17 protein-coding genes are annotated in these 19,882 nt (G+C 51.9%); 15 read left to right on the forward strand and 2 right to left on the reverse strand.

The annotated features are described in order from the left end of the window. Positions 1–17: 17 nt before the first annotated feature. Complete coding sequence (locus tag E1757_RS07425; protein WP_133226660.1) at positions 18–1,319, reverse strand: AAA family ATPase; 1,302 nt, start codon at positions 1,317–1,319, stop codon at positions 18–20. 281 nt (positions 1,320–1,600) lie between these two features. Between E1757_RS07425 and E1757_RS07430 the strand changes: the two genes are divergently transcribed. The 8 genes from E1757_RS07430 to E1757_RS07465 all read left to right on the forward strand — a co-directional run bounded on the left by E1757_RS07430 (position 1,601) and on the right by E1757_RS07465 (position 9,105). Next, positions 1,601–3,274 carry a putative bifunctional diguanylate cyclase/phosphodiesterase gene (locus E1757_RS07430; protein WP_133226240.1) on the forward strand — a complete coding sequence of 558 codons (1,674 nt, stop codon included), beginning with the start codon at positions 1,601–1,603 and terminating at the stop codon, positions 3,272–3,274. A gap of 127 nt (positions 3,275–3,401) precedes the next feature. Further along, positions 3,402–4,244, forward strand: coding sequence for an ATP-dependent sacrificial sulfur transferase LarE (gene larE / locus E1757_RS07435; protein WP_133226242.1), 843 nt, complete (start codon positions 3,402–3,404; stop codon positions 4,242–4,244). Between the two features lie 25 nt (positions 4,245–4,269). Beyond that, positions 4,270–5,259, forward strand: coding sequence for a 2-hydroxyacid dehydrogenase (locus tag E1757_RS07440; protein ID WP_133226244.1), 990 nt, complete (start codon positions 4,270–4,272; stop codon positions 5,257–5,259). Positions 5,260–5,503: 244 nt separating this feature from the next. Next, entirely contained in the window at positions 5,504–6,262 is a 759-nt protein-coding gene (locus tag E1757_RS07445; RefSeq protein WP_133226246.1) for a metallophosphoesterase family protein, read from the forward strand. Between the two features lie 237 nt (positions 6,263–6,499). After that, positions 6,500–7,333, forward strand: a complete 834-nt coding sequence (locus E1757_RS07450) for a sugar phosphate isomerase/epimerase family protein (protein ID WP_133226248.1) — start codon at positions 6,500–6,502, stop codon at positions 7,331–7,333. Then, on the forward strand, positions 7,308–7,712 hold the full coding sequence (locus tag E1757_RS07455) for a GNAT family N-acetyltransferase (RefSeq protein WP_133226250.1): 405 nt from the start codon (positions 7,308–7,310) through the stop codon (positions 7,710–7,712). The genes E1757_RS07450 and E1757_RS07455 overlap by 26 nt, the downstream gene beginning before the upstream one ends. A 30-nt stretch (positions 7,713–7,742) precedes the next feature. Then, entirely contained in the window at positions 7,743–8,285 is a 543-nt protein-coding gene (locus E1757_RS07460; RefSeq protein ID WP_133226252.1) for a GrpB family protein, read from the forward strand. A 184-nt stretch (positions 8,286–8,469) separates the two neighbouring features. Beyond that, entirely contained in the window at positions 8,470–9,105 is a 636-nt protein-coding gene (locus E1757_RS07465; RefSeq protein ID WP_220446487.1) for a GyrI-like domain-containing protein, read from the forward strand. A 197-nt stretch (positions 9,106–9,302) separates the two neighbouring features. Here the strand turns inward: E1757_RS07465 and E1757_RS07470 are convergent, their stop codons facing one another. Next, positions 9,303–11,468 (reverse strand): HelD family protein, encoded by a 2,166-nt coding sequence (locus tag E1757_RS07470; protein WP_133226254.1) that lies wholly within the window; start codon positions 11,466–11,468, stop codon positions 9,303–9,305. Positions 11,469–11,682: 214 nt separating this feature from the next. Between E1757_RS07470 and E1757_RS07475 the strand changes: the two genes are divergently transcribed. From E1757_RS07475 to E1757_RS07505, 7 genes are all read left to right on the forward strand, one after another. After that, positions 11,683–11,895 (forward strand): hypothetical protein, encoded by a 213-nt coding sequence (locus E1757_RS07475; RefSeq protein ID WP_133226256.1) that lies wholly within the window; start codon positions 11,683–11,685, stop codon positions 11,893–11,895. 181 nt (positions 11,896–12,076) lie between these two features. Next, on the forward strand, positions 12,077–12,859 hold the full coding sequence (locus tag E1757_RS07480) for an SDR family NAD(P)-dependent oxidoreductase (protein ID WP_133226258.1): 783 nt from the start codon (positions 12,077–12,079) through the stop codon (positions 12,857–12,859). Between the two features lie 329 nt (positions 12,860–13,188). After that, on the forward strand, positions 13,189–14,514 hold the full coding sequence (locus E1757_RS07485) for an ABC transporter substrate-binding protein (protein WP_133226260.1): 1,326 nt from the start codon (positions 13,189–13,191) through the stop codon (positions 14,512–14,514). A 55-nt stretch (positions 14,515–14,569) separates the two neighbouring features. After that, positions 14,570–15,520 carry a carbohydrate ABC transporter permease gene (locus E1757_RS07490; RefSeq protein ID WP_425464823.1) on the forward strand — a complete coding sequence of 317 codons (951 nt, stop codon included), beginning with the start codon at positions 14,570–14,572 and terminating at the stop codon, positions 15,518–15,520. Further along, positions 15,517–16,332, forward strand: coding sequence for a carbohydrate ABC transporter permease (locus E1757_RS07495; protein ID WP_133226264.1), 816 nt, complete (start codon positions 15,517–15,519; stop codon positions 16,330–16,332). The genes E1757_RS07490 and E1757_RS07495 overlap by 4 nt, the downstream gene beginning before the upstream one ends. Positions 16,333–16,437: 105 nt before the next feature. After that, positions 16,438–18,177, forward strand: coding sequence for a cache domain-containing sensor histidine kinase (locus E1757_RS07500; RefSeq protein ID WP_165971993.1), 1,740 nt, complete (start codon positions 16,438–16,440; stop codon positions 18,175–18,177). Then, positions 18,174–19,736, forward strand: coding sequence for a response regulator transcription factor (locus tag E1757_RS07505; RefSeq protein WP_133226268.1), 1,563 nt, complete (start codon positions 18,174–18,176; stop codon positions 19,734–19,736). Before E1757_RS07500 ends, E1757_RS07505 begins: the two co-directional genes overlap by 4 nt. Positions 19,737–19,882: the final 146 nt, after the last annotated feature.

Genomic DNA, 19,882 nt, shown 5'->3' on the forward strand with positions numbered 1-19,882 from the left:
GATGTACATCACGTTCTTCAGAGCGTGTAATCGTACTGCAAGCCCGGTATTTCCCGTTCGAACAAGGTCCGGTACAATCCTTGCAGCGTCTGCAAAATCCGCTCGCCCTGAATGCGGAGATGCGTATATTTGACTGCGAATTGATCGGTATGCAGCAGCAAAAAGTTTTGATTGCGGATGTAACCGGGCAAATCCTTTTCCCGCTGCTGCCACTGGATCAGCCGGCCGCGCAGCTGCCGGGCTGTTTCCTCCAGCTCGATCCGGCATGTCTCCAACCGCTCCTTCATTTGCTCCTGTTGTTCCCGGCTCTGCCTGCCGCCGACCTCATTTTTAAATTGAAAGGAGTGAAGCTCGTCCTCCATATCGAGCCACCGCTTTGCGATCAGATCATAGTCGCGCAGCGGCAGCTCGCGCTCGGACTCCTGCTTCAGTGCATCCTGAAACCGTTTCTGAAACAATTCCTGCAGCGCCGTCAAATCCTCCGGAAAATCCCACAGCATATGAGGCGTATAGACGGTATCCCATACATGGACAATATTACGGCCGTTCAACGCAGCCGATGTTTTCCAGATATGACCGATTTTACGCCAGCGGCGGTCGGAGATTGTAAATTCCTTCGCTTCCATATCCGTTTTCAGCTGGAACAGCATATAGATGAGCGGCTCGGGAATAACGGCTTGCTCCGCGGCTTCACGGACGAACTGGATGTCGGGCAGGCTCAGCAAATTCGGGAGCGGCTCATCCGGCAGCTGAAACATCCGTTCGTAGCTCGATATCTGCTTCAGGAATCCGACCTCGTACCGGATCAGGAAACGGTCGTAGAGCGCGGTCAGCTGTTCGTTTTCTTCCGGCAGCTCATTGGAGGCGGCCATGAGAAAGACGAGCGGCACCGCCTCTTTATTTCGCCCGTTGAAAAAGGTCCGCTCGTTGAGAATCGACAGCAACGCGTTCAACACCGCGCTGTTCGCCTTGAAGATTTCGTCCAGGAAAGCAAAGTCCGCCGACGGCAAATAACCGTCCGTTTTTCGGACGTATTGGTCCTGTTTGAGCAGCTGCAGGGAGACGGGCCCGAACATTTCATCGGGCGTGGTAAACCGGGTAAGCAAATAGTCATACCATTGCCCGCCTCCGAACAGCTGGGAGACGGCGCGGGCGAGCTGCGATTTGGCCGTCCCCGGCGGTCCGATCAAGAGCACGTTTTCATTGCTCATCAAGCCAAGCAGCAGCAGGCGGATCAGTTCCTCGCGCTCCAGAAAGCGGCTTTCCAGCAGCTTGATTGCCTGCTCCAGTTTATTTTGGATGGTTTGAATGTCACTCATCTCGCATGTGGCGCATAAGGCAGCCATAACCGCCGTCACGCCTTACCCTCCCGGATTAAAATAATGGCTGCTATTGCAAGCCGATTCTTATTGTAACAAAATCATTCCTATTATACGAATCGGATATGCGCTGCACTTCGTTTTGTGGGGGTCGGATTTCGACATTTTCGCTAATTTTATCGAAAAGTGTGGTATAATATACCAAAATTCATTTTGCAGCAATATAGTCATTCCGCTTATTGGAGCTTTCACTTATCGAAGCAGGTTGGGGAGAGGACATCATGGATCAAATAAGGAAGCTGTCGTCGGCTGCTTCGCACCCTTTGTTTTTGCGCAGCGGGGATGGGGTTTTGCTGTTGGACGCACAAGGATACGTACTGCAAGTGAATGAGGAATGCTGCAGGTTTACTGGGTTTGGAACGAATTATTGGGAGCGGCAATCATTGCAGGAATTGCTGCCGGCGGAGCACCGCGATTCGTATTTCCGCCATTTGCAAGGAGGCTTGCAGGGGAGAACGAGCAATATGGAAGCTGAAATCCGTCATCGCGATGGGCACATCATTCAGTTAAGCCTGCGTTTTATCCCCGAGGAAGCGGAGCAATCGCAGCATATTTATGTCGTAATGAGGGACGTTACCGAGCTTAAGCGCTCTCTGCAGCTTGTCGAGCATATGGCTTATCACGATACGCTGACAGGCCTACCGAACCGTACGCTGTTCCAGATTCAATTCGCCCAGATGCTTGCTGCGGCAAACGGACATGAGGAAACGACGCCTTTCGCCGTATTATTGATCGGTCTCGACCGATTTCACATGGTGAGCGATTCGCTCGGCCATAATTGGGGCGATCTGCTGTTGAAGCAGATCGGAGCGCGGCTGCAGGCGATGTTTGGGAACGACCACTCGGTCAGCCGCATCGGCAATCACGAATTTGCCGTCTTGTATAAGCGGGTTGTCGGTACCGAGGAAATTGTTGAAACAACCCGATTGCTGCACCGGCAGCTGATGTCGCCTTTCAAAGTGAGAGAACGCGAATTCGTCGTCTCCTGCAGTATCGGCTTGGCCATATTTCCTATGGATGGCAAAGATATGGATAGTCTGATGCGGCATGCGGCATTGGTGCAATCGTTGGAAAAGGAGCAGGGCCAGGGCATTTACCGGCTGCCGCAGGACAAGGTGGCTACCGATTCGTTGAAGCGGCTCGAGCTCGAGTACGATTTGCGCAAGGCGCTGGAGCGGGAAGAATTCGAGCTGTATTACCAGCCGCAATACGATATTCAGAACAATCGGCTGATCGGGATGGAAGCGCTCATCCGTTGGCAGCATCCGAAGCAAGGGATGGTTTCGCCGGGCGAATTCATTCCGTTGGCCGAAGAAACGGGGCTTATCGTGCCGATCGGGGATTGGGTGCTGCGTACCGCCTGCTCGCAAAATAAAAAGTGGCAGGATGAAGGCTTGCCGGCGCTGACCGTGTCCGTCAACTTATCGCTGCGGCAGTTTCAAAAGCATAATCTGATCGGAGATATTGTGAAAACTTTGAAGGAAACAGGCCTGCATCCGCGATATTTGGAGCTGGAAATTACGGAAAGCATGGCGATGGACAATATCGAGCAAGTTATACGCAAGCTGAACGAGCTTAAAGATTTGGGCGTCCGCATTTCGATGGACGATTTCGGGACGGGCTACAGCTCCTTGCAATATTTAAAAAAAATACCTATACATAAGCTTAAAATCGACCAGTCCTTCATCCGCGACATCACCAAGGATCCCGACAATGCGGCGATCGTCAGCACGATTCTGGCGATGGCGAACCATTTGCGGCTGGAGGTCGTCGCCGAAGGCGTTGAAACGACGGAAGATTTGCAATTTTTGCTGAACAAAGAATGCCGGCATGCGCAAGGTTATTTTTTCAGCAGACCGCTCCCCAAGGAGCAATTTAAACAGTTGATTCATTAGCCCAATAAGCTCTCCGGTTATTTTTTCGCGTTCATTTGCAAATAGGCCCTTTTTCAATCGGTCAAAAAGGACTATAATAAGAGCGATATTGAAGCAGGTCTTAAACGAAGCTTCAGGAGGGATACAGATGGAGAGTATGGAACAAAAGTATCAAAAGCTAGGCGACATCCTGAGGTCGATGGATAAGGTTGTCGTTGCATTTTCGGGCGGCGTGGACAGTGCTTTTCTGTTAAAGGCTGCATTGGAATTTCTCGGGCCTGACCGCGTGTTGGCGATTACCGCCGACTCCGAGACGTACCCGGTACGCGAAAAGGAAGAAGCGATCGCACTCGCGAAAGAGCTGAATGCGCCTCATGCAGTTATTCATACAAGCGAGCTGGATATTCCGGGATACGCGGAAAATCCGACAAACCGCTGCTATTTTTGTAAAAACTCATTGTTCGATCATTTGATTCCGATCGCTCGGGAGCGCGGGTATGCGCATGTTGTTTTTGGTGCGATCGCGGATGATTTGGGCGAGCATCGTCCGGGGCTGCAGGCAGCTCATGAGCAGGGCGTCCGCGCTCCGCTGCTGGAAGCGGGCATTAAAAAATCGGAAATCCGCCATATGTCGCGGCAGTTTGGTTTGCGGACATGGGATAAGCCGTCGTTTGCCTGCCTGTCCTCAAGGATTCCTTACGGCGAAGCGATCACCGCCTTGAAGCTGTCGATGATCGACCAGGCTGAGGACTTTATCATCCAGCTCGGCTTCCGCCAGGTGCGTGTCCGCCAGCATGACAATCTGGCGCGTATCGAAGTGCCGCCGGCCGATCTTGCGGAAATGCTCGCCGTAGCGGACACGGTTCACGCCAAGCTCAAAGAAATCGGTTACACTTATGTCACTATGGATTTAAAAGGCTACCGTTCCGGCAGCCTGAATGAGGTTTTACCCGCCGAACAGCAAGCGGTTCATGCAGAAGCAGTAAAATAAGCGCTACTTTAATGGAGGAACAGACGTGGCTAGCAAACCGAAGGTACTTATCAATCAAAAATTACCCGATCCTATTGTTGCTTACTTGAAAGAGCATTGCGATTGCACGATTTGGGAAGGCGGCGGTTTATTGCCGCGTCCCCAGCTGCTGGAAATGATCAAGGATTTCGATGGCTTGTACGTCAATAAAGAATCGATCGATGCCGAGCTGTTGGAGCGTGCGCCCCGGCTGCGTGCGGTCAGCACTTCTTCCGTTGGCTACAACCACTTTAATATTGAAGATATGAGAGCCCGGGGCGTGCTCGGCACCCATACGCCGCATGTCTTGGACGATACGGTAGCCGATCTCGCGTTCGCTCTCATTTTAAGCTCGGCACGACGGGTCGCGGAGCTTGACTCTTATGTGAAGCAGGGCAAATGGCAGAAAGGCGCCATTAAGGAAGACGAATGGTTCGGCATGGACGTTCATCACGCCACGCTGGGCATTATCGGCATGGGCCGGATTGGCGAAGCGATTGCCAAACGCGCCTCGCGCGGTTTCGATATGAATGTGCTCTACTACAACCGCAGCCGCAAGCCCGAAGCGGAGGAGCAGTACGGCGTGCAGTACCGCGCATTGGAAGATTTGCTGAAGGAATCGGATTTCATCGTATTGATGACTCCGCTTACACCGCAGACGGTACATTACATCCGCAAAGAGCATTTTGAAATGATGAAGCCGACGGCTTTCTTCATTAACACATCGCGGGGACAAACGGTAGACGAGCAGGCGATGATCGAAGCGCTGCAAAACGGTACGATCCGCGGAGCCGGGTTGGACGTGTTCGAGCAGGAGCCGGTATCGCCGGACAACCCGCTGCTGAAGCTGCCTAACGTCGTGACACTGCCGCATATCGGCTCGGCTACGACGAAGACCCGCTACGACATGGCGATGCTGGCCGCTCAAAACCTGGTCGGCGCCTTGACCGGAGGAAAAGCTTATGTCGTGCAGGAATTGAACGAACTCGTGAAATAAGTTTAGAAGAGAATCCTTTGTTTGCTGCAGGATGGGCCCGGATCGACAGACAGGGCTGCGGCAGGCAAAGGATTTTTAAGTTAAATTCGCACAACCTTGATAAGCGCGTTCGTCCTTTAGGGACGACGATCCCGTTTATCGTTGCGAACAAGAATGGACAGGTTCGTTTTCAGAGCAGCTGAACAAATAGTTTATCATAACAAAAGCTTCCGCTTAACGGCGGTTTATATGGGAGTGAAATGTATTGCGTATTTCGGTTATCTCGGATACCCACGGTAATGCGGCCGCTTTTGAAGCGGTCATTCAGGATATGAAGCGGCAAAGTCCGGATGCCGTTGTTTTTCTGGGCGACGCGGTAATGCGCGGGCCGCAGCCGTCCGAATGTGTGGAGCTGCTGCGTTCGTTAAATTGCGAGGCGCTGGTCAGAGGCAATTACGATCATATTTTTACCCGTTATCCCGCAAGTCCCGATTGGAAGCCGGAAACCTTTAAGGATAAGCTCAAGCTCCGCGCGATTGAATACGATCAGGGATGGCTGTCGCAGGAGGAGCAGCTGTGGCTTGCTCATCTTCCTGTAGGGAAAACGTGGGCGATGCCGGAGATTCAAATTGAGATGTATCATGCAGCGCCCGATTCTTTGGGAAAGGTCACATATCCGTGGGCGCCGCTGGAGGAGCTGGACAAGCTGCACCGGCACGATACGACGGGCCTGGTCTTGTACGGTCATATACATCACGCTTATGTGAGGCAGGCGATGGGACGTACGGTGGTGAATTGCGGCAGCGTCGGCCTGCCCTTTGACAGGGATAACCGGGCCAGCTATGCGATCGTGGACATTGCCGGCGGCGATATTTCCGTGCAGTTGAGACGCGTATCGTACGACATTGAAAAAGCGATTCGGATCGCCAAGGAGCGTTCGATGCCCGATGCCGATTTATTCGAATACGCGCTTCGTAAAGCGCTTTATCCGTATTACGAGGAAATCTACGACAAGATCGGCTAATACAATGCTCCAAAAGCAGTGTAAGAATGATACCGTAAAGTCCGTCGGATGGCGTCATGACCCTATAAGCGAGCGCTTTACGAGGGGGGGATTGTTTATGAGAATCCGGGAGGCCAACTTCGATGATGCTGAGGGCATTGCTTTCGTACATGATCGAGGCCGCTATGGGCTGGGCAGATAGCTCGAACCTTTTTACGAAACCGCTATGAATTCAACAGTTTCCGAAGGGAGTTCCGTATGAAACTAGGGATGCCGACGCTGGTCGAGTTTCGGACCGTAGATCAAAATGTCCGGCTGTGCCATGAGCTGGGCCTTGATTTTATCGAGTTGAATATGAATTTGCCGATCTGCTTGCCGGAATATTTAGATTCCCGCCAAATTCGTCAACTGGGAGAAGATTACGCCATCGGATTCAGCGTTCACCTGCCGGAAGAATTGGATTTGTCCTCGTTTCACCCATCCATCCGTCACGGTCATCTGGAACGGTGCAAGCAGACGATTGATTGGGCGGGCGAAGCGGGGGTCGCGATCGTGAACATGCATCTGAACAATGGCATTTACTTTACGCTGCCCGACCGGAAAGTGTGGATTAACGATCGGTATCAGCCGGATTTTTTACAGTATTTGCTTGAGTCGTATGCCTCCTTGTATGCGTATGCCGATTCTGCGGGGGTTCAGATTTGCATTGAAAATGCGGGTAATTTTCATCTGTCGTTTATAGGTGAGGCATTGGGGAAGCTAAGCTCGTTTGCCAGGTTCGGGCTAACCTGGGACGTCGGGCATGACGCAAAGGCGGATTATAAGGAAACGGCGGTCCTGATGAGGCATCGACAGGCGATTCGGCATATGCATCTGCATGACTATAACGGAATTTCGGATCATCAGCCGCTGTTTAGCGGGGACGTGCCGATACTGGACAGGCTGCAATTCGCTCAAGTCCATGGCCTGTCCGTCGTGATCGAAATGAAAACAAGCGATTCCCTGGAACAATCGGTCAGGCTAATCAGGAACCGGATGATGCCAGGCGACGAAGGAGAAGCGGGCGATGGACATCGTATATCGGATCAATGAAAGCTGTCGGGCGGACGAGGCCGCGGATGTTTTCAGAGCATCCGGCATCAGGAGGCCTGTCGGCGATTTGGAACGAATTCAAAGAATGCTCGATCATGCGGATGAAATCGTAACGGCCAGAGACGGCGAGAAGCTGATCGGCTTATTAAGAGCGATTACGGATTATTCGTACTGCTGTTACATTTCCGATATCGCAGTACATCGAAGCTATCAAGGACAAGGCATTGGAAAAGCGCTAATCCATAAACTGATACACAAGCTGGGCAATGAAGAAATCAAATATACGCTAACATCCGCCCCGGGAGCGGTAGGGTTTTATGAAAAGTTCGGCTTCGAAAGATCGGACAAAGCGTTTGAAATCAAACGAATTAAAAATTAATCGGCAACATCGTTCGAGGAGGGAGGCTTCATGGAACCCATCGTCATTATACCGTTCGACGAGTCGTGGGCCCGGGAATTCGCAGCTGTCGGCGAGCGGGTCAGGCAGTCGTTGGGCGAAACCGCAATCCGGATTGACCACATCGGCTCGACTTCCGTGTACGGTCTTGACGCCAAGCCGATTATCGACATTCAAATTTCGGTATTAAGCTTGGAGCGGCTGGAGGCGTTCAAGGGGAAGCTTGAAGGCAGCGGATTCGTATTTCGTGAGGGAAATCCGGATTTGACGAAAAGATATTTTCGGGAAGCGCCCGGAAATAAAAGAACGCATATCCATGTTAGAGAACATGGCAGCTGGTCGGAGCAGTTGAGCCTGCTGTTTCGAGATTACTTGCGCTCGCATCCGGAAGACTGCCTTATCTATGCGGGTGAGAAGCGCAGATTGATGGAATTGTACCGGCATGAGCGGCAAAATTATGTGGAGGGCAAGACGCCGGTCGTTTGGACCATTTTGCAAAAAGCGCACGGCTGGTCGATGGAGACGGGATGGAGGCCGGGAAAAAGCGATGCGTGAACGAAGCTGCGGACGGGATGCGGTGAGAACCGTATCAGGCTAACCGCTTCGGCTTGTAACAGACACAAACACCAACCATCGACGTGCGGTTTTTCTTGCTGAACTAACCGGGAGAAATGCGTAGTAACAAAGGTTCAATCTGTTCTTAAGATTTTCCAGAATCGTACAAAAGGAGATATTGGCTTTGGGCAAAAAGGTAGATTATAAAAAAGATTATAAGCAACTCTATATGCCAAAAACGTTACCGGAAATTGTGGCAGTGCCGCGGATTCCATTTTTTATGGTCAGTGGTTCCGGGGACCCTAACGGCGAGGAATTCGCCATGGCAACAGAAGCTTTGTACAGTATGAGCTATGCGGTGAGAATGTCTTACAAAAGTGAAAATGTGCCGGCTGGATACTATGAATATACCGTTTTTCCACTTGAAGGCGAATGGGACTTGCTTGATCGGTCAAAGCCCGCGACAGACAAAAGCAATTTTAAGTACACGATTATGATACGCCAACCCGATTTTTTGACTGAAGAAAATTTCGAACGATTTTTGGAACAGTCGAAAAGGAAAAGTTCAAATCCGTTCCTTGAGAAAATTCGGTTTGAACATGTCGAAGATGGATTGAGTTGTCAAATGATGCATATTGGAAGCTTTGACGATGAGCCGGAAAGCTTTGCGCGAATGGAAGAGTTTTGTACAGTACAGGGATTTATTCGTTCAAGTAAAATTCATCGGGAAATTTATTTGTCGGATCCCCGTAAGATTGAACCGTCAAAGTTGAAAACTGTGTTAAGATTCCCTGTAAAAAAACCTGATATTCGGAAGTAGGTTTCGACTTACCCATAAACAAACGGATACGATGGGAGTTCAATTTGCCGTCTTTTCATTAGGGCGGTTTTCTTTTGGTCAAATATCAACATTATGATTTAACATAGCCTTGTTATAAGGACCGGCAATATCCGGCCCTGCAAGAGGTCGGCAGCCGTCATGCAGGGCCGTATCGCGCGCGGTGCAGCCGCAGCCGATTATGGCGCCGATGCTTGGACGAAGTCGCCTGCGATCGAAGCGATTAGCGGCGACGGCGCGCCCTCGTACCAGAGCTGCAGCGCATGCAGCGCGCGAGTGCAGGCGACGTACAGCAGCTTCGCGTCCTCGGCCGCGGCGGTATAATGCTCCGCATCGACGTCGACTACGATGACGGCGTCAAATTCGAGGCCCTTCGCCATGAACGAAGGGACGACGGATATGCCGCCCTCGTAATGCTGCTGGCCGGCGGCAATGAGATGAACCGGCAGCCCTTGTGCGGTCAGCTGCTTGTGGAGCTGCTCGCAGCGCGCTTCGGTTCGCGCCAGGACGGCTACCGTCGTGGCGTCGCCCGACTGCAGCCGCCCGATGGCATCCTTCAGAGCGGCGGCCAGAGCGGCTTCCTTCACCTCGACCACTTGAACGGGATCGCCGCTGCGGAATACCGGAACGGCTAATGCGGCCGGTTGTTCGATGCCATTTTTCAGCACCTCGTTGGCGAAATAAATGATTTCCATAGTTGACCGGTAGCTGCGGTTCAGCTGGAAGTAGGCGGTCTGGCCGTCCGCAAACAGCTCCGTAAACTCTTTCCAATCTCGGATGCCCTGATAAGCGTGAATCCCTTGCGACAAGTCGCCCAGTATCGTAAACGAATGGTTACGCGTATGAAGATGGAGCAGAGCGATCTGGAAGGGCGAGAAGTCCTGCGCTTCGTCAATCACCGTATGATCGAAAGTAAGATCACCGTGAATGCCGTAAAATTTGGAGCGGATGTACAGCAGCGGAGCCATATCCTCGGGCTGGACCCGCTTCTTCTTCAAATAGCTTTCCGTATAGACAACGAGCTCGGCCGGAAGCTCGGCAAATAGCGGTCCCGGCAGGTTCAGAGCTTTCGAGCCTCCGACAGCGAACAGCTCTTTATAGAAGCCGAAGGGCGAATAATCGGTCCAATGCTTGGCGTAATCGCGCAGCCGGGCGGAGCCTTTTTTCTTGTAATCTTTTTTCAGGTGCGTCTCCCATACTTTATCGAGCTCCATCTCCATCCAGCGCTTGATGCGGGCCAGCACCCGCTCGCGGCGTTTCATTAAAGGCTCGTGCCTGTTTTCCACATCATACCATTGGCGGATCGTTTGATGGGTGAGCTTTGCACCGTCCCACGGGCTGAAATCGGCAGCCGGCACCGCGCTTGCCTCGTATTGGGCAAGCGCCTGATCGAGCCAGCGCATAAACCGGACGGAGCCTTTCCATCGCCCTGGAGCTGTGTCGTCCATCGCAGGCCGGGCGCTTCCGGTTTGGAACCAATAGCGGAGCTGTTCGGCCGGATCGGCCAGCTTCGCTTCGTGATCGAGCAGCTCAAGCGCCCAATCTGTAAAGGTCGTCTGCTGGATATGGCCGACTCCGAGCTCCGGCAGCACGCTGGAAATATAATCGAGAAACATCCGGTTCGGAGCAAATATGATCATCCGCTCCGCCTTTACCTGATCCCTGTACTGATACAGCAAAAAGGCGAGCCGATGCAGCGCTACGGTCGTTTTACCGCTTCCGGCCACCCCTTGTATAATGAGCGCGCTGTTTTTCACGGCACGTATAATTGCGTCCTGCTCGGACTGAATCGTAGAGACGATGTCCCGCAGCTTATTGTCCTTGTTTTCGCCCAGCCGGTACAAAAGGAATTCGTCGGTAACGGCCATCTGATCGCCCGTACGGTCGAACGTATCGACGACGCGCTGCAAAATTTGCTTGCGGATCACGAGATTACGCTTCAAATAAACAAGCCCCTCGACCAATCCGTCGGGGGATTCATAGTGTACCGGATCGGTACCTCCTGTAAATGAGTAAAACAGGCTGGCGACCGGCGCGCGCCAATCGACGACCATCAATTCCAGCGACGGATCTTTTTCCACGCCGACTTTTCCAATGTAGAGCGGTGACGGCTTGCCGAGGCCTTCTTCCTGAAAATCCAGTCTGCCGAAATAAGGCTCTGTTTGGGCTACAGCCAGATTGCGGCGCCGGGATTCCCGGATCGAATCCAGTACCTGCTCGGTATGATCGGTACCTTTGTAAGGAGGAATGTCTTTGAGAGCGGTCAATTGGCGGTCGATTTCCGAAAATGTTTCTTCCAATCGTTGCATTTCTTCCTGATAAGCGGTCTGTACACTCGATTCCAACAATCGTACCTCCGTTCGTTCTAAAAGAATTAGATGTAGAGGATGATGCAGCGGAATAATTATGATACCACAATCAGCTTGGTAAACGCAACCAATATTTGACAAGCGGCCAAGTATCCCAGGAGATCCGGCATACATTGTTCTTCGGTGCGCCGGTGTACTACAATTAGGAAATGAAAATGAAGTCAAATACGGATGAAGGAGCGCTGAAACGATGCGCACAGAAAATCAGATCAAACGAAAGCTGAACGAACTGCTCATGCAAAAAAAATCGCTCGAGGACCGGATGGCCGATCTGCCGGGGTCGGAGCAGGCGCAAGACGATTCCGCTAAAGCGGCGCTGCGCTTGCAGGCGGAGCAGCTGGAACAATCCATCCTCTTGCTGGAATGGGTTCTGGACGAGCCTGTCGGCAAATATCATGTATAGAAGCGGGAAACGCCTTATCGGACACATCAAAGATTGGCCGCAGCGGCAGCTTTGTTCTAAATTCAGGCCTGCCAAATCGTTATATTCACCGGACATCCAGAAAAAATAAAGCCCGGAGGCTATCGCCTTTCTATTGAAATTGGAGTAATCTAGTAATAAATGCGAAAGGAGCTGGTAGAACATGGATTTGGGATTAAAAGGCAAAGCGGCGCTCGTTACGGGGGGCAGCAAAGGAATCGGCTTTCAAACGGCGCTGATGCTGGCCCGGGAAGGCGCCAACGTCGCGATTTGCGCCCGCAATGAGGAGGAACTGCAAAAAGCGGCCGCTTCGATTAAAGAACAAACGGGCGTGGATGCATTATATATCCAGGCTGATATGACGATCCAGAACGATTGCGAGCGGGCCGTGGCCATAGCGGCGGAGCGGTTCGGCCGCTTGGACATTTTGGTAAACAATGCGGGCACGGCGGCGGCCAATCCGTTTGACAAGGTGAGCACCGACCTGTGGAATCAGGATTTGAACTTGAAGCTGTTCGGCGCCATTCATTGTTCTCGTGCGGCAGTTCCGCATATGCGCCAGGCGGGCGGCGGTTCTATCGTCAACATCGCGACCTCGTCGGCCAAGACGCCTTCCGCATCCTCTCTGCCGACATCGGTCAGCCGCGCAGCCGGGCTGGCGCTGACGAATGCGATGAGCAAGGACCTGGCTCCGGACGGCATTCGCGTGAATGCGGTTTGCATCGGTCTCATCCGCAGCGATCAGATCGAGAAAGGGTGGAAGCGCAGCGCGCCCGAGCTGACATGGGAGGAATATGCCGCCAGTCCGAAGCATGATATCCCGCTGGGACGGATCGGGAAAACGGAGGAGGCCGCTAATGTTATCGCGTTTCTCGTATCGGATGCGGCTTCGTATGTTACAGGCACATCGGTGAATGTCGATGGCGGCAAAGGGGCGGCTCTGTAAGTCACCGATGATTGACACGAATTTTAAAAATGATACATACGTTTTACCGGATGGACGGAGACCGGCCTTAGGGCGGGTCTCTTTTTGTATGTTTTCAGCGGAGCTGAACGGACGCGAATGGAAATAAAACGGGCCGGCTTCGGCCGCTTTATTCAGATGTGGCATCATTGTAGAGTTGTGTCGAAATAAATGCGGCGTGCCGCCGGCACTTGGGAATATAGCGCTTACATCGTAGATTTGGTGCATATGTAAACGCTGTCAATTATGATAAACTTTATGTTGTAAGCGTCTATATCCATAGGAAGCAAAAGGGAGGATTGAAGTAGAGTATGAAAAAAACGCATGTAAGTATGATGGCCGCAATCTTGCTGCTTTCGATTACGGCAATGGGTTGTTCCCAACGTCCGAGCGGAGGCTCGAACACTTCTGCGGATACGAAGCCCGCCCCGGCGGCAGGCAACACCGCTCCGGCTGCAAGCAGCGGAGGCGGCGACAAAATTAAGCTTACGGTGTACAGTACGACTTCGGCGACGCCAAACCAGGATGTAATGAAAAGTATAGCCAACGATTTTATGAAGGAGAATCCGAACATTCAAGTCGAGTTCCAATTTCCCGGCTCTGAATATGAAAATATTTTAAAGGTCAAAATGGCGGCGAACGATCTGCCCGATGTGTTCGATACGCATGGCTGGGCGATTATACGGTACGGCAAATATTTGGCCGATTTGAAGGACTCGCCGTGGGCTTCGCAGCAGACGGATACGATCAAGCCTGTCGTAACGGATAAAGACGGCAAAGTCCACGCGCTTGTGCTTAGCGAAGCGAAGGACGGTATTTCGTATAATGCGGATATTTTACAAAAATATAATATCCAAATTCCAAAAACGTTCGAGGAGCTGCTGGTTGCCGCCGAGAAAATTAAAAAAGAGAGCAACGGTGAGATCACGCCGTTCTTTATGTCAGGCATCGACAACGGCATGATCGGAGGCTTCCTGGATCTGTACGCCAGCTCCATGTATATAAGTCCGAAGCAGAACGACGCGCAAAGCTTGCTGGAAGGCAAGTTCGATTGGAACAAATGGACGCCGCTCGCACAAAAGCTGCTTGATTTGAAAACGAAAGGCTATGTCAACGTGGACGTGCTGACTGCCAAACGGAGCGATCTGCCGCAGCGCTTCGCCCAAGGTAAAGTCGCTTTCGTTACGGGCGCGCCGACGTTCTCTGACGAAGTGCACAAGATCAGCCCTAACTTGAAGATCGGCATTATGCCGCTGACTTCCATGGTAGACGGCGACGAACCGACCTTTACCGGCGGTGAACGCTATACGATGGGCGCCTGGAAAGACGGCAAGCATTTGGCCGAATCGAAAAAATTAATCGACTTCTTCGCCAAGCCGGAAAATATGACGAAATTCGCCAACTCGACCAAATTGCCTCCCGGTCTGAAAAATATCAAATCCGAACATGAATTTTCCAAATACTACGACGAGTTCTCCAACATTCGCGTGTTCCCGTATTTCGACCGCGTCTATCTGCCTAACGGCATGTGGGATGTCATGTGCAAAACAGGCACAGCGCTGCTCGCAGGAAGCGTGACGCCGGCGCAGTTCTCCGAGAAGATGAAGCAGGAATTCGAACGTCTCCGCAATAAATAATAGCTGGACCGGGAGGGACCCGCCCTCCCGTTTCCTTTATTCTACCGACAGGAGGGTGAACCAGATGGCGGAAACGAAGACGGTGTCCGCGGCGGACAATCAAGCGCAGTACACACGCAATCGGGCTGTAAGGCGTTTTCTCCGCAGCGGAGTTATGCTGAATTTGCTATACTTGCCGGCGCTCATCTTATTGCTCGTATTTATATTTTATCCGTTCCTGAAAGGAATTCAGATCTCCTTTACGAACTGGAACGGCTATAATCAGGATTACAAATGGGTTGGCCTGCAAAACTACAAGCGCCTGCTGGACGATCCCGATATCGTCAAAATTATTCAAAACACGATAATATACGGGGTGGGCAGCTCCGTTTTTCAAAATGTGATCGGACTGCTATACGCCTTGTTTCTCAATATGAACTTTCGGACGCGCGGCATCGTAAGAACGATCATTTATTTGCCGGTCATCATAAGCTCGCTGATTATGGGTTATATTTGGTACTTTTTTTTCCAGTATCAAGGCGGCGCGATCAACGATATTTTGCTGCTGTTCCAGGATCAGCCTGCGAATTTGCTGGGCGATCCGAACATTAACGTCTGGATTATTACGTTCGTCAATACGTATCAATATCTAGGGATTGCCATGGTGCTGTTTTTGGCGGGGCTGCAGACGATACCGAAAGATTATTACGAGGCTGCGACGATTGACGGAGCAGGAGCTTTTTCCCGCTTTGCCCATGTAACCTGGCCATTACTCGCGCCGGCGTTTACGGTCAGCATGGTGTTGAACCTGATCGGCGGGCTCAAGCTGTTTGACGTTATTGCGGCTTTGACGAACAGCGGTCCCGGCTACGCCTCCGCTTCGCTGTCGACATTGATGTACCTGCTTTACTTCGGACGCGAAGACGCAGGGTATGCCGCAACGATCGGGATTTTGATGTTTATTATGATTTCGATTGTCAGTATGGTTTCGCTCATATTTTTACGCAAAAGGGAGGTCTCGGCATGAGCGGCAAAAAACCTTGGCTGACCTTTCTGTCGATATTGATCTGTCTTATTCATATACTGCCGTTTTATATTTTGATTACGACCTCGTTTAAAGCCGTAGACGATTTGAGCTCCAAATGGGTGATGCCGGGCTATCTGTATTTGGACAATTTCATCAATGCATGGGCGGATGCCAAGCTCGGCATTGCGTTCAAAAATAATATTATCGTTACGGCGTTTTCGATCGTCCTGATTGTCATTTTCGGCTCGATCGCCGCTTACCCGCTTTCCCGCAGGCAAACCAAATGGAATAAATTCGTCTATCTGCTGTTTATCTCCGCGCTTATCGTACCGCCGTTGACGAGTCTGGTGCCGCTGTACAAATTTATGGTCGATTTGGGCGGGATGAACCAATATTGGGGCATTATTTTGCTGCATATTACGTTTCATCTGCCGATGACGATCTTTTTGTACACGGGCTTTATCAGCACGATTCCGCGGGAGCTGGACGAGGCGGGGATGATTGACGGAGCCGGACAGTTCGGGCTGTTTTACCGGATCATTTTGCCCCTGCTGAAGCCGATAACGGCGACGGTGATCATCTTGCACGGGGTTTCGGTATGGAACGACTTTCAGTTTTCGTTGTTTTTTCTGCAGAAGCCGGACTTGCGAACGGTCACGGTGGCGCTTTCCAGCTTTTTCGCGGAAGATGGCAACAAGGTCGGCTGGGTGGCCGCAGGCTCGTTCATGGGCGCCATGCCGATGATCTTTATTTACTTGTTTTTGCAGCGGTATTTTATTACCGGCCTTTCGTCGGGCGCGGTGAAGGGTTGATGAGCCGCAGCCTCAGTCAAAATCAGACATATATTGCTAAAGAACAAATCATCGGGAGATGATAAAATAATAGGAGAAGGCGGTGCTGTGACGATTGGAGGAATCATGAGGTTGCAATCGATCCGGATCAAATTGACGCTTCTCTTTTTAGCAACGATTGTTTTCCCCGTTGTCGTCATTATTATTGCAATTCCTTCCTATTATCAACAGCTGATCACAAGCCAGGAATCCTCGCAAATGGAGGAGACATTGACAGCGCTTACCTTCAGTATCGAAACGTATTTGGACGATTTGGACCGGATGACGATAACGCCGTATTTGAATGATGACGTGATGCGGTCGCTCAAGCTGAAATCGTCGTCAGCCTCCAAACAATTGACGCCGTTCGAGCAGTATGAGGCTGAACAGACGCTGTCGAATACGCTGCCCAAATTTTTGAAAAACACGCGCAAGGATATTCTCGGCACGATACTTCTTCCCATGGACAATTCCGTCTATATTACATCGCCGAAAGGCTACGACAACAAGGCGGTGGAAGGCTACCCGTTTGAAAAACAGGATTGGTATATCGAGGCGCTCAAGGCCGACGGCAGCGTCGCATTTATAAGCGTTCATGTACAAAATTATTTGGAGGGCGCGGGGGCCGAAGTGTTTTCGGTCGCCCGCCTGATTAAGGATCCGGATTCACAACGGCCGCTCGGCGTCATTATGGCCGATGCCGATACGGCGGCGCTGGAAAAGATGATGCAGGGAATCCGGCTTGAGAACGGTACGATCGCCGCTATTTTGGACAATAAGCGAAAGCTCATTTACGCCAGCCGGAAACTGCCCGCGAATGTGGAGCGGCAGCTGGCGGCCGGCGTTCCGATCGTCAAGGATACGCAGGAAAGCTACCGGGTTGTGAGCGAGACGGTCAGCCGTTCCAAATGGTACATCGTCGTGCTGTTCCCGGAATCGGTTACGAAAAAGCAGCTCCAGCGCATTTATTGGGTAGGCGGTCTGGTTGCCGCCGCCGGGCTGATCATCTCGCTAGTGCTGTATTTTACAGTTTCCCATTGGATGGTAACGCCTTTTAAGCAGATGGTTCAGGTGATGAAGCGGGTACAGAGGGGGAACCTGCAAACGTTTTATCCGGTGAAAGGCAATGACGAGATCGCTCAGCTCGGCAAAAACTTGAATACGATGATATCGCAGCTCGGCGAGCTGATCGACCGCGAGTTCCGCGCTGCGCTGGGCCAGCGAAATGCCGAATACCGGGCGCTGCAGTCGCAAATTCAGCCGCATTTTTTGTACAATACGCTGAACGGTTTTATCGGTTTGAACCGGACGGGGCAGAGCGTGCTGCTGGAGCGCGCCATCTTGTCCTTGAGCGGCATGATGCGCTACACGCTGGAGCATAACGATTTGGCGATGCTGCAGGACGAAATGAATTTTATATCGAAATATTGCGAGCTGCAGCAGATGCGGTTTGCCGAAAAACTGGAAATTCAAATCGACTACAGTCCCGAAGCGGCCGGCATCCCCGTGCCGAAGCTGCTGCTTCAGCCTTTTGTGGAGAACGCCATTATTCACGGCATTGAACCAAGCGATAATCCATGTCTTTTGACCATCGAAGCTTCGATCATCTCTGGTCTGGACGACAATCCGGACCGCTTGGACATTCGGATCGCCGATAACGGCGTTGGCTACGATCCGGGGACAGAACGGGAAGGCGTCGGAATTACGAATGTTCGGGAGCGGCTGCGGCTTGCTTACGAGGACTCTGGCGTCAGTGTGGAATCGGAGAGAGGCCATGGCACGATCGTACGAATACAAATTCCGTTGAAGGATGTGAGCAAACGATGAAGATGGTCATCGCCGACGACGAAAACTTGGTACGGGTCAGCTTGAAAAGCATGATCAAGGACATGGAAACATCCTGGCAAATCGTTGGCGAGGCGACGAACGGCGAGGAGCTGCTGGCCATGGTTGCTGAGCATGAGCCGAATATCGTCATCGCCGACATCCGTATGCCCAAGCTGAACGGGCTTGAGGCGATCCGGCTCGGCAGAACGATATCGCCGCTGACGAATTGGGTCATATTGAGCGGCTTCTCCGATTTCACTTATGCGCAGCAGGCATTGAAGCTGGGCGTATCCGAATATTTGCTGAAGCCGGTAGACCCGGTCGAATTGGAGAAAACGCTGAACCATATATATAAGGACAATAAAGAATATATAACGCTGCTGAACCAGCAGTTTGAAAACAATTTGTTTGCGCTGTGCCATGGCTTGACCTCACTGAAGCATGAAGAACGAAGCAGCATGCTGTATCAAGGCAAATTTATCGGCTGGACGTTCCATATCGACTCGGTCTTGCCCGCGAACGGAGACTCCGATATCCAACAGCAGTTTTATAAAGAGCTGCGAGCCTGCATGGAAAATGAGCTTGTGTGCGGGATGAATTTGGCGCTGCTGGCGCTGGCGAATGGCGAGCTGGCGGCCGTGGGAGCCTGGGACCCGGTCAGATGCCAGGAGGCGAAGCGGCGCGTGGCCGATTTCTTCGGCAAGCTGGAGCCTATTATCGGCCGGTACAGAAGCGCGGAAACAACTCTTACGATTATGCAAACCGGCGAGTGCCAAGGCTTTGAGGCCGTCAACTGCCGGCTGCAGCAGCTGCAGCAGTGGAGCGATCTCAGGGCAGTTTGCGGAATCGGACGCAGTCTCGAGTACACGGAGCTGAAAAACGAAGCCGCATTGGCGAACAAAGCGGAGGCGGCCCGCCTGCTGTGCGCGATCGGTCAATATTTACGCGACGGCATGTATTTGAATTATCATAATACGGTCAACGAATTGGAAGCGCTGCTGCAGAAATCCGAGCTGTTCGCTGCGGAGACCACCCGGGAGTCGATACGTTTATATGTAACACGGGCATTAGGGCTCAATTTGCCGGATTCCCGGCTGGTACCGGGGGCGCAGACGCTTCCGGAACAGGAGCGGACGACAGAGCCGCTGACGGTTCATCGGCTCATTCAAGAGCTCCGCCAATACGGCGAGCAGGTGCTGCGGGAAAAAAGCGCGAAAGAATCCGCGCCTGTCGATCTCGTCAAAGAGGTCATTCATTATATGGAGCAGCATTATATGGACGATATCGGCATCGGTCAAATCGCCGGCGTGCTGAACGTGTCGGCCAATTACTTGAGCGGGCTGTTCCATAAAAAGACCGGCGTGATGTTCGTCAAATATTTAACGCGCATCCGGATGCTTAAGGCAAAGGAACTGCTGATGAACACCAATCTTCAGGTAAGGCAGGTCGCGGAGCAGGTCGGCTATTACAGCACGCGGCATTTCACGAAGCTGTTCACCCAGACATTCGGATATTATCCGTCCGATTACCGGAAAAACCAGCTGCAATCCGGTTTCTGACGGGCAGGCGCAAGTAAGCCGACATTCGTGATTGCACATCGAGAGACCGTCCTGTGATTCCGGGGGGACTATGAAAGCGCATACCGCAGTAGTATTCTAGTAGCAGATGAGCGCATACAGCCGGCTTCATGCAACTATTATACGCG

Source organism: Paenibacillus piri (genome assembly GCF_004354045.1).
Lineage (GTDB): Bacteria > Bacillota > Bacilli > Paenibacillales > NBRC-103111 > Paenibacillus_S > Paenibacillus_S piri.